This is a genomic window from Bradyrhizobium sp. CAR08 (assembly GCF_052871955.1).
This window is the reverse complement of sequence record NZ_JBIXJX010000003.1, coordinates 123,682-135,986: the sequence shown is the minus strand read 5'-3', so window position 1 is coordinate 135,986 and position 12,305 is coordinate 123,682. Positions and strand designations below refer to the sequence as shown.

Here is a 12,305-nt window from a genome sequence, read left to right as displayed (position 1 = left end):
CCACCCCCGAATGCTACGCGGCGTGAGCAGCAAACCGCGGCGCGGACAGCTTGGCCGGCGGCGCTGGCGTGCCCTTGAATTTGGTGTCTGCCTGGGCCGCGCGCTTGCAATGCGGGCACACGAAAAGATGCGCGATGATCGGGGCCGGCTCGTCCGCCAGCAGCTCGGAACGGAACCACTTCATCTCGATATGGCAATCCGGGCAGGTCGGTGCTTCCAGCTGCTCGGCAGCGCTTCTGAGACGATCAACCATGGGGCCCGTGTGCGTTTCCGAAAGCCATAACCAAATACCCCTCGCCGGTCTGCAACAAAAGATACTCAGCCCGAAATTTAACAAGGGCTGCGTTCATCAAGGCTGCTACAGCCGCCTGAGCGCCACGCTCGCCACCGTGTGATCGGCGCCCTTCTTCAGGATCAGGGTCGCGCGGGGACGGGTCGGCAGGATGTTGTCCTCGAGATTGGCGAGGTTGGTGCGTTCCCAGATCGCGATCGCGGTGGCGGTGGCTTCCTCGTCCGACAACAGCGCGTAGCGGTTGAAGTAGGATTTTGGATTGGTGAACGCGGTGTCGCGCAGCGACAGGAAGCGCCTGATGTACCACTGCCGCAGCGCGGCCTCGTCGGCGTCGATATAGACCGAGAAATCGAAGAAGTCGGACACCACGGGCACGGCCTTGCCGTCACGCGGCAGCTTGCCGGTCTGCAGCACGTTGACGCCCTCGACGATCAGGATGTCGGGCTGGTCGATCTCGGCCCACTGGTTCGGCACAATGTCGTAGGTCAAATGCGAATAGACCGGCGCGCGCACATGGCGGCGGCCGGCCTTGATGTCCGAGAGGAAGCTGAGCAGCAGCGGCAGGTCGTAGCTCTCCGGAAAACCCTTCTTCTGCATGATGCCCTGCCGCTCCAGCACGGCGTTGGGATACAGAAATCCGTCGGTGGTGATCAGCTCGACCTTGGGACGCGGCGACCAGCGCGCCAGCAGCGCCTGAAGCACGCGGGCCGTGGTGGATTTTCCAACCGCGACCGAACCGGCGACGCCGATGATGTAGGGCATCTTGCGGTCGCGGATGTTGAGGAACTGGCGCTCCGCGTAATAAAGCCGCTGCATCGCATCGACATAAATCGACAGCAGGCGCGACAGCGGCAGGTAGATGTCCTCGACCTCCTGCAAATCGAGGCGGTCGTGCAGCGAGCGTAGCCGGTCGAACTCGCCCGGCTCCAGCGTCATCGGCGTGTCGTCGCGCAGTCGCGACCACTCCTCGCGCGTATAGACGCGGTACGGATTATACTGCTGCTCGGGTGCGCGGATATCCATGACGCGACTCTCCACCTCGGCTAGCTGCCGCCCTTACGCGACGCCTTTTCTTCCAACCCTGACATATTGGTCCGCTTGTCCAATGCGGCCTCGACCTCTTCCAGCTTTACGCCGCGGGCCTTGAGCAGCACAAGGAAATGATAGAGCAGGTCGGCGCCTTCGGCGATCAGATGCGCGCGATCGTTTTCGACTGCTGCGATTACGGTTTCGACTGCCTCCTCACCGAACTTTTTGGCGCAATGTTCGGCGCCCTTGTCGAGGAGCTTGCGGGTATAGGACGCCTCGCCACCCGCTGCCGCGCGGGCGTCGATGGTCTCGGCCAGATCGTGGATGGTGAAACGCGGCATACAAATACTCGGAAAACGCGCCTTGGCCGATGATTGGCCGGTTTCTGACGGGATAAGCCGGTTCCCGCCGATGATTTAGCATTTTTAGGAACGGGAGTCGTCAGGCATCGAGGCGCATGGGCAGCCCGCGCCGGGACATGTGCTCCTTGGCTTCGCGGATGGTGAATTCCCCGAAATGGAAGATCGAGGCGGCCAGCACGGCGGTGGCGTGGCCGTCGCGAATACCGTCGACGAGGTGGTCGAGATTGCCGACGCCGCCCGAGGCGATCACAGGAACGGGAATGCTGTCGGCGATCGCCCGGGTCAGCGGGATGTCAAAACCCTGCCGTGTGCCGTCGCGGTCCATCGAGGTGAGCAGGATTTCACCGGCGCCGAGCGAGACCACCTCCTGGGCATATTCGACGGCATCGATGCCGGTCGAGTTGCGGCCGCCATGGGTGAAGATCTCCCAGCGCTCTCCGCCACCGGCGCGCTTGACCCGCTTTGCGTCGATCGCGACCACCACGCATTGCCCGCCGAATTTCTCGGCGGCTTCCTTGACGAACTCGCGCCGCGACACCGCGGCGCTGTTGATCGAGACCTTGTCCGCACCGGCGCGCAGCAGGGTCTTGATGTCGCTCACCTCACGCACGCCGCCGCCGACGGTGAGGGGCATGAAGCAGGCTTCCGCGGTGCGCCGGACCACGTCCAGCATGATGCCGCGATTCTCATGGGTCGCGGTGATGTCGAGAAACGTAAGTTCGTCCGCGCCGGCGGCGTCATAGGCGATCGCCGCTTCGACGGGGTCACCGGCATCGCGCAAATCGACGAAGTTGACGCCCTTGACGACCCGGCCGTCCTTGACGTCGAGGCAGGGGATCACGCGCACCTTGAACATCGGAGGTCTCCTAGGCAGCGCCTGCGTTACGGATCAGGGCGAGGGCGGACGCAGGATCGAGCCGGCCGTCATAGAGCGCGCGGCCGGCGATCGCGCCGGCGAGCTTTTTCGCGCGCGGCGTCAGCATCGCCTTGACGTCCTCGATCGAGGCGAGGCCGCCGGAGGCGATCACGGGAATCGAGATCGCATCCGCCAGCGCAATGGTCGCATCGAGATTCAAGCCTTTGAGCAGGCCGTCGCGCGCGATGTCGGTGAAGATGATGGCGGCAACGCCGGCATCCTCGAAACGCCGTGCGATCTCCAGCACCGTCACCTGCGAGGTCTCGGCCCAGCCTTCGACCGCGACCTTGCCGTCACGTGCATCGAGCCCGACCGCGACGCGGCCGGGGAATTTCCTGGCGGCAGCCTTCACCAATTCGGGGTCGCGCACCGCGGCGGTGCCGATGATGACGCGGGTGATGCCCTTTTCGAGCCAGGCTTCGACAGTCGCGAGATCGCGAATGCCGCCACCGAGCTGCACCGGAATCGTGATCGTCTTCAGCATCGCTTCGACGGCCTGCGCGTTCACAGGCTTCCCGGCAAACGCGCCGTCGAGGTCGACGACGTGGAGATACTCAAAGCCTTGCGCGACGAAGCTCGCCGCCTGCGCAGCGGGATTGAGGTTGAACACGGTCGCGCGCGCCATGTCGCCCTGTTCGAGGCGCACGCATTGGCCGTTCTTGAGGTCGATCGCGGGAAAGAGAATCACGGTTTCCATCGCAAAAAATTCGAGATCAGGGCGAGGCCGAAGCGCTGGCTCTTCTCGGGGTGAAACTGCGTCCCGATCGCGGTGTCCTTGCCGACGATCGCGGTGACGGGCCCGCCGTAATCGGCGCGCGCGAGCACGTCCGCCTCGTTGGTGGCGTTGAGGTGGTAGGAGTGCACGAAATAAGCGTGCTGGCCCTTGGGGCCGAGCGGCAGCCTGTCCAGCACCGGATGCTCGCGCAGCACATCGAGCGTATTCCATCCCATGTGCGGGATCTTCAGCCTCTCGTCGTTCGGCGTGATCTTCTCGACGTCGCCGCCGATCCAGTTCAGCCCTTGCGTGATCACATGCTCCTTGCCGCGGGTGGCGAACAGCTGCATGCCGACGCAGATGCCGAACATCGGCCGCGCCTTGACGCGCACCGCTTCGGTGATCGCCTCGACCATGCCGTTGACGGCATCGAGCCCGCGCCGGCAATCAGCGAAGGCACCGACGCCCGGCAGTACCAGACGGTCGGCGCTGTAGGCCTGGTCTGGATCGCTAGTGACGAACACCTTTTGCGGGTTGTCCATGCCGCGCGCGGCGCGCTCGAACGCCTTGGCGGCCGAATGCAGATTGCCGGAACCGTAATCGATGATGGCGACGCTCATCTTGACCCTCCCGGTTCTGGAAACAAACCAATGATGCCACCTGCCGGCATTGGCGGCGGGTTGGAGAATTGCTGACCCGGCACGTTGCGGGTCGGCGGCGGGCCACCGCGATCGACGGCCCATTGATCGTTGACGATGCCGCGCTGCTTCTGGCTCCAGCGCTCGAAGAAGCGGCGCTCGGCGGTGTCCTCGTCGTCGGAAATCACCACGTCGAGCTGCCGCCATTTACCGCGCGAGAGCGTCCAGCGGCGCAGGCTGGAGGCCTCGAATCCCATCAGCAGCGCGACGATGACGTCGGCGAAGACGATCGACGACCGGCCGACGCCAAGGCTGGACAGCCCGACGTTGAACGCGGCAACGAAGATCACCCAGCCGATCAGCGCCAGCCACAGCCGATTCCACAGCAGCCAGAGCGGTCCGAAGATCATCGCCCAAAAATGGAAGCCGTCGCGCACGAAGACGAACTTGTCGGTCGCGCGCAGATCGGCTCCTGCGGGGGAGGGAGCATGAACTGTGTAGACGGACATGGCGATGGCCCGTTCCCTAGGAATTCAGTGATACCGCAAACGGCGCGCGCCGCGGGCCGAAAGATGTCAGCCGCCGAGCGAGCCCTTGGTGGACGGGATTTCGCCCACCGCCTTCGGATCGATCGCGACGGCGGTGCGCAGCGCCCGTGCCAGACCCTTGAAGCAGGACTCGGCGATATGGTGGCTGTTATCGCCATATAGGGTCTCGACGTGAAGAGTCACGCCGGCGTTCATGGCGAAGGCCTGGAACCACTCGCGCACCAGCTCGGTGTCGAACTCGCCGATCTTGTCGCGGGGAAAGTCGACCTTGAACACCAGGACCGGGCGGCCCGAGATGTCGATGACCACGCGTGACAGCGTCTCGTCCATGGGCATGTGCACGCCGGCATAGCGGGTGATGCCCGCCATGTTGCCGAGCGCCTGCTTGACGGCCTGGCCGAGCGCGATGCCGGTGTCTTCGGTGGTATGGTGATGATCGATGTGCAAATCGCCGACCGCCTTGACCGTGAGGTCAATGCGGGAATGGCGGGCGAGGAGATCGAGCATATGGTCGAAAAAGCCGATGCCGGTCGCGATATTGGACACGCCGGAGCCATCGAGGTTCACGGTGACCTCGATGTCGGTTTCCTTGGTCTTGCGCTTGATCGTCGCGGTGCGCATCAAAACACGCTTCCATCCTAGTTCGGGCCGAAAACGCCGGTCTTTTAACAGCCAAATGACGCCTTCGCTACTGCGGCAACGGCTGGCCGGGCCTCTACTTCTGCCTATGGTGAGCGAATTGGGCCCGGAGCGGCCCGTTGTGCCCCCGCTCCCGACCGCCTAAATCAGCCCGGTCAACGAGGATCATTCATGCAGGACTCCCCAAACAGCTCGCCGGGCTGGCACGGCACCACGATTTTGACGGTCCGCAAGGGCGGCAAGGTGGTGGTCGGCGGCGACGGCCAGGTCTCGATCGGCCAGACCGTGATCAAGCACAACGCCAGGAAGGTCCGGAAACTCGGCAAGGGCGACGTCATCGGCGGCTTTGCCGGCGCCACCGCCGACGCCTTCACGCTGTTCGAGCGTCTGGAAGCCAAACTCGAGCAATATCCGGGGCAATTGACCCGGGCCGCCGTCGAGCTCGCCAAGGACTGGCGCACCGACCGTTATTTGCGGCGGCTGGAGGCCATGATGATCGTCGCCGACAAGGACGTCTCCCTGGTGCTGACAGGCACCGGCGACGTGTTGGAGCCCGAAGCCGGCGTCATGGCGATCGGCTCCGGCGGGAATTACGCGCTGGCGGCCGCCCGCGCCCTACTCGACACCGACAAGGACGCCGAGACCATCGTCCGCCGCTCCCTCGACATCGCCGCCGATATCTGCGTCTACACCAACCGCAATGTGACCATCGAAGCGCTGTCGGCCGGGTAGGCCATGGCCCTCGCCTACACCTTCCGCCCGATGACCGCGGCCGTTCTGCCGCTGATTCGGCGATGGCTGGGCGAAGCGCATGTGCGGGAATGGTGGGGCGATCCGGACGAGCAGTTCGCGCTCGTGAGCGGCGATCTCGGCGAGCCGGCAATGGACCAGTTCATCGTGTTGGCCGACGGCAAGCCGTTCGGCTATCTTCAATGCTACCGCCTGACCGCCTGGAATACGGGTCTTGGGCCGCAACCGGAGGCCACCCGTGGCATCGATCAGTTCATCGGCGAAAGCGACATGATCGCGCGCGGGCACGGTTCGGCATTCATCCGGCAATTCGCCGACGCGCAGTTGCGGCAGGGCCTGCCGCGCATCGTTACTGATCCTGATCCGCTCAACGCGCGCGCCGTGCGCGCCTATGAGAAGGCCGGCTTTGTCCGGGAACGCATGGTCGAGACGCCCGACGGGCCCGCACTCCTGATGGTGCGCGAGCCATGACGCTGGCAACCACGCATGAGAGCAGGGCCGCGTTTCCGCCGCTCGCCTGGGTCGGCATCGCGCTGCTGCTGCTGGCGATGCAGGCCTCGATCCTGCTTGCGATGGGCCGGGTGCCGATCTGCACCTGCGGCTATGTCAAGCTGTGGCATGGCGTGGTGAACAGCTCGGAGAATTCGCAGCACATCGCCGACTGGTACACCTTCTCGCACATCCTGCACGGCTTCCTGTTTTACGGGCTGACCTGGCTGCTGTTCGCGCGGCTGCCGTTCGTGTCTCTGTCCTGGCCCGCCCGCCTGATCATCGCCATGCTGATCGAAGGTGCCTGGGAGATCGTCGAGAACTCGCCCTTCATCATCGAACGCTACCGCGCCGGCACGATCTCGCTGGATTATTTCGGCGACAGCATCGTCAATTCGATCTCTGACAATTTGTCCATGATGCTGGGCTTCCTCGTAGCGCGCCTGCTGCCTGTATCAGTGACCATCCTGCTTGGGCTCGCCTTCGAAATCATGCTGGCGCTGCATATTCGCGACAATCTGACGCTCAATATCCTGATGCTGATCCATCCGATCGAGGTCGTGAAACTATGGCAATCGGGTCCGCCGATCATCTGACGGCCAAAAAAAGCGGCTTGTCCCGCCCCGCATCTGATCCTAGCTAAGGTCCCATGACAGACTTCTCCCCCCGCGAAATCGTTTCCGAACTCGACCGTTTCATCGTCGGCCAGGCCGATGCCAAGCGCGCCGTCTCGATCGCGCTGCGCAACCGCTGGCGGCGGCAGCAGCTCGAAGGCTCCTTGCGCGAAGAGGTGCTGCCGAAGAACATCCTGATGATCGGCCCGACCGGGGTCGGCAAGACCGAGATCGCGCGGCGGCTCGCCAAGCTTGCCAACGCGCCGTTCCTGAAGGTCGAGGCGACGAAATTCACCGAGGTCGGCTATGTCGGCCGCGACGTCGAGCAGATCGTGCGCGATCTCGTCGAGGTCGCGATTTCCCAGGTCCGCGAGCGCAAGCGCAAAGACGTGCAGGCACGTGCGCAGCTCGCCGCTGAGGAGCGCGTACTTGATGCCCTGGTCGGCGCCAATTCCAGCGCCGCGACGCGGGACTCCTTCCGCAAGAAGCTGCGCGCGGGCGAGCTCAACGACAAGGAAATCGAGATCGAGACGCAAGGCGGCGGCAGCGGCTTTCCGATGTTCGAGATCCCGGGCATGCCTGGCGCGCAGATGGGCGCGGTGTCGATCGGCGATATCTTCGGCAAGCTCGGCGGCCGCAGCAAGACGCGGCGGCTGACGGTGGAGAGCTCGCATGAGATCCTCATCAACGAGGAATCCGACAAGCTGCTCGACAGCGATCAGTTGACGATGGAGGCGATCAGCGCGGTCGAGAACAACGGCATCGTATTCCTGGACGAGATCGACAAGATCTGCGCCCGCGAAGGCCGCGCCGGCGGCGACGTCTCGCGCGAGGGCGTGCAGCGCGACCTGCTGCCGCTGATCGAGGGCACCACCGTCTCGACCAAGCACGGCGCGGTGAAGACCGACCACATCCTGTTCATTGCCTCAGGCGCCTTCCACGTCGCCAAACCGTCCGATTTGTTGCCGGAACTGCAGGGCCGCCTGCCGATCCGCGTCGAGCTGCAGGCGCTGACCCGCGACGACATGCGCCGCATCCTGACCGAGCCCGAGGCCTCGTTGATCAAGCAATATGTCGCGCTGATGCAGACCGAGGGGGTCACGCTCGACATCACCGACAACGCCATCGATGCGCTTGCGGACGTCGCGGTGGCCGTGAATTCGACCGTCGAGAACATCGGCGCGCGGCGGCTGCAGACGGTGATGGAGCGGGTGCTGGACGAGATCTCCTTCACCGCCCCCGACCGCAGCGGCGAGACCGTCAGGGTCGACGCCGATTTCGTGCAAAAGCACGTCGGCGACCTCGCCAAGAACGCGGATCTGAGCCGGTTCATTTTGTAAATCCGGGCGGCCGCGCTATGGATGCGGCGTGACCGCACGCATCCTGCAAAACCCCTGGCGTCTCCTGCTCGCGATCAACGCGGCGGTCATCGTCGGCGTCTTCGTTCACAAGATCCAGCTGCCGCCTTACGTCCCCTACATCCACCTCCTCGTCGACTATCATTTCGGCTTCATCAAGCGCGCGCTGATCGGGGCGATCGTCGCGCTGTTCACCGACAAGGTGCCGCAATGGCTGGTGTTCGCGCTCGGCGGCGCGACATGGCTGGCGACGCTCGGGCTTTATGTAAGACTATTCGGGAGGACGTTCGGCTTCACCGTGAAGACATTGCCGCTGTTCGTCTTCATCGCGGGCTCGCCGTTCTTCCTCAAGAACTTCATGCACACGCTCGGCCATTTCGACATCTATGGCTGCGCGCTGGCGATCATCCTGCTGCTGGTGCCGGCCGGCTCGCTGCTGTTCGTGGCGCTCGCTGCGCTGTTCTCGAGCGTTCTCGTCCTGATCCACCACATCCATCTCCTGATGTATGTGCCGACCGTCATCACCATCGTCGTGATCAGGCATTATCTGACGCACGGCTGCGATCGCACCAATGTCGCGTTCGGCATCATTGCCTTGGTTGCCGTCTCCGCGCTGTTCTTCGCCGCGCAATTTTGGGGAACGATGCCGGTCCCGGAGGCGGATTTCGTCGCCGATCTGAAGAGCCGGATGGCCGATCCGTCGCGGGCCGACCTGCTGCAGTTCGCCTACATCTGGTATCAGCCGTTGGCGAAGGAGATTTCCGACACCTGGGGCCGCCTGCCGCACAACATCCTCGGCGTGCCCGTGTTCGCGCTGCTGATCTGGCTGCACACACCGCTGTGGCGCTATTTTGCGAATTTGATCGGCGCGCTCGCAAGCGACACGCATCGCCGCCTCGTCATTGCGGCGCTGATCGGCGTCAGCCTCGCCTGTGTCGTGATGTTCGTGATGGTATTCGACTATTCGCGCTGGATCTCGAACTGGGCCGTCTGCATGTTCCTGATCCTGCACGCGGTGAAGATGCTGCCCGCCGCACGCGAGACGCCGCTGATTTCGGCGGAAGATCAGACGACAAATATCTTCGGCCTGATTGTCACATTGATCCCGCGCGTCGGAATCGTGCGGCCGTTCTAGTATCTCGCCCGCCTGATCCGCACGTAGAGCGCGCCCTCGCCGCCATGGCCGATACCGGCCTCTTCGAACCCGACGACGAAGGCCCGGAATTCCGGCAGGCTCAGCCATTCCGGCACCTGACGGCGCAGCACGCCGCTTTCGCCGCCGCTTCGGCCCTTGCCGGTGATGACCAGCACGAAGGTCAGGCCGTCATGATGGGCGCGGTGCAGGAAGCCGCTCAGCGCGCGGTGGGCACGCATCTGGGTCATGCCGTGCAGATCGAGCCGCGCCTCGATCTCGCTGCGCCCGCGCGACAGCTTTGTGCGCTCGCGCTTGCCGAGCGGCGCCAGCGGCGGCACCGCCGGCTTCGCTGCGCGCGGTGCCGGGGCAGCGGCAATCGGACGTGGCGACGGCGCAAGCCGGGGGGCGGGCGCTGCAGGCGAAGACTCGGTGCGTGGTGCAGCTTGCGCCTTCGCCGCACGATGCTTTCTCAGCGGCTTGACCTGCTTTGCGACCGTATCCCACAGCGCGCGCTCTTCCTCACTCAGCGCGCGACGGCGCGGCGAGGGACGAGGCTCCAGCACGGGCGGACGGGACGATCGCTTCATTGTTGCCGATGGGAGCGATTTTTCACCGGCCGCCGCGGCTCCTGAACTGGCTCGATCACGGGACGCGGCACCGGCAGCGGGACTGGACCAGCGACAGCGACCGTCTCGCTCTTGCTTTGCAGCTCGGCAGGCGGCTTGTCCTTCGCAGGCTCCGTTTGCGGAAACAGCTTTGCGATCTTCTCCGAGGGCCGCGGGTCCGGCACCGGGAGCCGCGCGCCGCGCGTTGTGGGATCGAGGCTCTTCGGCACCAGCATCACGAAATGCATGGCATGGCGCAGCCGTCCGGAGACCCGGCCGGCATCCTGACCCGCGCCGAAATAGAGATCGGCGCGCGCCGGACCGATGATGGCCGAGCCCGTGTCCTGCGCGATCATCAACCGATGGAACGGCGTCTTCGCGCGTTCGGAATCGATCGGCAGCTCGCCTTCGATGAAAAACGGGGTGCCGTAGACGTGGAGCGATTTGTCGACGGCGATCGAGCGGCCGGCCGTCAACGGAATGCCTTGCGCGCCGACCGCCTCCTCCTTGTCGGATAGATTGACCTCGCGAAAGAAGATGTAGGAGCGGTTCTGGCGGCGCAGCTCCTTGGCACCGTCAGGGGTCTGCGCCATCCACTCCCTGATCTTCTGCATCGACATCTCTTCCTTTGGAATGATGCCGCGCTCGATCAGGATGCGACCGACCGCCGTATAGGGATAGCCGTTATAGGCGTCGTAGTTGAGCCGGACCGTGCCGCCGTCGTCGAACTTGATCCGCGCCGAACCCTGGATCTGGGCGAACAGCAGATCGGTCGGGTCCTTCAGCCAGGCAATCTCGAGTCCGCGGCCGGCGATCTTGCCGTCCTCGATCTCGGCGCGGTCGTAATAAGGCACGAGCTTGCGGCGGCCGATCTTGCGATAGACCGGGCCCTTGTTGGGCAGGCTGACCGAATCCTGCTTGTAACCGCGCACAAAGAGATTCGAGGGGCGGCGATAGACCGGGACATTGTAGACGTCGGTCTGCGTGCGCGATCCCTCCAGCACCGGTTCGTAATAGCCGGTGACGAAACCATCGGGCTCGCCGAGGCGCGAGATCCGCAGCGGCGCAAAATTCTCCTCGAAGAAGGTTTTGGCCCGAGCGTCGTCGGTAAGCTCGAGCGATTTGGCGACCCGGCAGGGTTCGCCCAGCGAGGCGCCCAAAGCCTTCGGTTCGGGAGCGCCGGTCTGCGCGTTGATCGGACGGCAGCTCGCGCGAAAGGTCTTGTAGGCGGCGAGATGATTGTCGTCGCCCCAGCCCTTCACGTCGGCCCAGGCCAGCGGCAGATATTGGGCGCCGGGAATTTCGAGCGGCAGGGGAAGCTGCGGATATGGCAAGGCGCGCGGCGGCGCGGCAGGCAATTCCGGGAGATGATGGTGATGGCTGCGATAGTGGCGCCGCGCCGCCTCAGCGCCGAGTGAAAACGACGACAGCGCGACGGCACCTGCGCAAAGCGCCGTCGCGCTGGTCTTCAGGAAAACCTTAATTCGCGCTTCCGGTGCCAACCAGCTTCCAGTTCGGATCGCGAGAAGTGATGTCGCGGGCGAAAGTCCAGATGTCGGTGATGTCGGCGACCGTGTCGGCGCTTCCGTCGACGATGTTGCCGGCCTTGTCCCGGGTGGCCGAGATCATCTGCGAGACGAAGCGGATCGTGAGCTGGGCGGTGCGGTCGCGCAGTTCGGCGCCGACGAGCTCGGCCTTGTCGATCGAGACAAAACGCGTCTCGGTCTTCTGCTCGTTCTTCTCGCGCTCCTTGATCGCGGCATCGAAGCTTTCATAGACCTCCGACGACAGCAGGTCGCGCAGCGCGCGGCGGTCGCCATTGGCAAAGGCCAGCACGATCATCTCATAGGCGCCGCGGGCGCCGGAGATGAAATGCCGCGGATCGAAGGTGGAATCCTTTTCGACGATGGCGTCGAGGCCCTGGGCAAGCACGGTGCCCGGCTCGGTCAGGCCCTTCCAACGGTCGGAGGGCGGGGTCGGCTCGGCCGCCGGCGCCAAGGGAGCCTGGTCGATGACCTTGCCCGGCATGGTGACGACGTTCTTGTCCTGGGCGCCCTGGAGCGCGTTGCGGTCGAACGGCGGCCGCTCGTTGCCCGTGCGCTGCCCCAGCACGCTGCGCAGCCTCAGAAAGATGAAGACCGCCAGCGCCAGGAAGATGATGGTGTAGATGTCCACGTCGTATTCGCTTTCTGGTCGTCTGTAGAAGGGGCCGTCT

At 64.5% G+C, this 12,305-nt stretch carries 16 protein-coding genes; 5 read left to right on the top strand and 11 right to left on the bottom strand.

Annotated elements, in window-relative coordinates:
- Positions 1-13 precede the first annotated feature (13 nt).
- The 8 genes from ACIPUD_RS08100 to hisB all read right to left on the bottom strand — a co-directional run bounded on the left by ACIPUD_RS08100 (position 14) and on the right by hisB (position 5,121).
- On the bottom strand, positions 14-253 hold the full coding sequence (locus ACIPUD_RS08100; RefSeq protein ID WP_085349253.1) for a hypothetical protein: 240 nt from the start codon (positions 251-253) through the stop codon (positions 14-16).
- A gap of 105 nt (positions 254-358) precedes the next feature.
- On the bottom strand, positions 359-1,315 hold the full coding sequence (gene coaA / locus ACIPUD_RS08095) for a type I pantothenate kinase (protein WP_007598451.1): 957 nt from the start codon (positions 1,313-1,315) through the stop codon (positions 359-361).
- Between the two features lie 20 nt (positions 1,316-1,335).
- A complete protein-coding gene (locus tag ACIPUD_RS08090; protein WP_007598445.1) occupies positions 1,336-1,662 on the bottom strand; it encodes a phosphoribosyl-ATP diphosphatase in 327 nt (108 codons plus the stop codon).
- A 100-nt stretch (positions 1,663-1,762) separates the two neighbouring features.
- Positions 1,763-2,539 carry an imidazole glycerol phosphate synthase subunit HisF gene (gene hisF / locus ACIPUD_RS08085; RefSeq protein WP_085349252.1) on the bottom strand — a complete coding sequence of 259 codons (777 nt, stop codon included), beginning with the start codon at positions 2,537-2,539 and terminating at the stop codon, positions 1,763-1,765.
- A gap of 10 nt (positions 2,540-2,549) precedes the next feature.
- The gene (hisA, locus tag ACIPUD_RS08080) at positions 2,550-3,296 is read right to left on the bottom strand and encodes a 1-(5-phosphoribosyl)-5-[(5-phosphoribosylamino)methylideneamino]imidazole-4-carboxamide isomerase (protein ID WP_166517632.1); all 747 of its coding nucleotides are present in this window, start codon (positions 3,294-3,296) and stop codon (positions 2,550-2,552) included.
- On the bottom strand, positions 3,284-3,934 hold the full coding sequence (hisH, locus tag ACIPUD_RS08075; RefSeq protein ID WP_018459628.1) for an imidazole glycerol phosphate synthase subunit HisH: 651 nt from the start codon (positions 3,932-3,934) through the stop codon (positions 3,284-3,286). Before hisH ends, hisA begins: the two co-directional genes overlap by 13 nt.
- Positions 3,931-4,461 (bottom strand): DUF2628 domain-containing protein, encoded by a 531-nt coding sequence (locus tag ACIPUD_RS08070; protein WP_377786764.1) that lies wholly within the window; start codon positions 4,459-4,461, stop codon positions 3,931-3,933. Before ACIPUD_RS08070 ends, hisH begins: the two co-directional genes overlap by 4 nt.
- Before the next feature lie 66 nt (positions 4,462-4,527).
- The gene (hisB, locus tag ACIPUD_RS08065) at positions 4,528-5,121 is read right to left on the bottom strand and encodes an imidazoleglycerol-phosphate dehydratase HisB (protein ID WP_007604059.1); all 594 of its coding nucleotides are present in this window, start codon (positions 5,119-5,121) and stop codon (positions 4,528-4,530) included.
- Between the two features lie 189 nt (positions 5,122-5,310).
- On the opposite strand from hisB, the gene hslV reads away from it, so the two are divergent.
- The 5 genes from hslV to ACIPUD_RS08040 are packed head-to-tail and all read left to right on the top strand — an operon-like array spanning position 5,311 to position 9,485.
- Complete coding sequence (gene hslV / locus ACIPUD_RS08060) at positions 5,311-5,871, top strand: ATP-dependent protease subunit HslV (protein ID WP_018459630.1); 561 nt, start codon at positions 5,311-5,313, stop codon at positions 5,869-5,871.
- Between the two features lie 3 nt (positions 5,872-5,874).
- The gene (locus tag ACIPUD_RS08055) at positions 5,875-6,360 is read left to right on the top strand and encodes a GNAT family N-acetyltransferase (protein ID WP_085359563.1); all 486 of its coding nucleotides are present in this window, start codon (positions 5,875-5,877) and stop codon (positions 6,358-6,360) included.
- A complete protein-coding gene (locus tag ACIPUD_RS08050) occupies positions 6,357-6,974 on the top strand; it encodes a DUF2585 domain-containing protein (protein WP_446480358.1) in 618 nt (205 codons plus the stop codon). The genes ACIPUD_RS08055 and ACIPUD_RS08050 overlap by 4 nt, the downstream gene beginning before the upstream one ends.
- Before the next feature lie 53 nt (positions 6,975-7,027).
- Positions 7,028-8,332, top strand: a complete 1,305-nt coding sequence (hslU, locus tag ACIPUD_RS08045) for an ATP-dependent protease ATPase subunit HslU (RefSeq protein WP_018459633.1) — start codon at positions 7,028-7,030, stop codon at positions 8,330-8,332.
- A gap of 28 nt (positions 8,333-8,360) precedes the next feature.
- On the top strand, positions 8,361-9,485 hold the full coding sequence (locus ACIPUD_RS08040; protein ID WP_446480357.1) for a hypothetical protein: 1,125 nt from the start codon (positions 8,361-8,363) through the stop codon (positions 9,483-9,485).
- Here the strand turns inward: ACIPUD_RS08040 and ACIPUD_RS08035 are convergent.
- Genes ACIPUD_RS08035 through ACIPUD_RS08025 form a run of 3 tightly spaced genes read right to left on the bottom strand, consistent with a single transcriptional unit; the run spans position 9,482 to position 12,265 of the window.
- Positions 9,482-10,072 carry a Smr/MutS family protein gene (locus tag ACIPUD_RS08035; protein WP_085349246.1) on the bottom strand — a complete coding sequence of 197 codons (591 nt, stop codon included), beginning with the start codon at positions 10,070-10,072 and terminating at the stop codon, positions 9,482-9,484. The genes ACIPUD_RS08040 and ACIPUD_RS08035 overlap by 4 nt on opposite strands.
- Positions 10,069-11,592, bottom strand: coding sequence for a murein transglycosylase A (mltA, locus tag ACIPUD_RS08030; RefSeq protein ID WP_018459636.1), 1,524 nt, complete (start codon positions 11,590-11,592; stop codon positions 10,069-10,071). Before mltA ends, ACIPUD_RS08035 begins: the two co-directional genes overlap by 4 nt.
- Complete coding sequence (locus ACIPUD_RS08025; RefSeq protein ID WP_085349245.1) at positions 11,570-12,265, bottom strand: Tim44/TimA family putative adaptor protein; 696 nt, start codon at positions 12,263-12,265, stop codon at positions 11,570-11,572. The genes mltA and ACIPUD_RS08025 overlap by 23 nt, the downstream gene beginning before the upstream one ends.
- Between the last annotated feature and the right edge of the window lie 40 nt (positions 12,266-12,305).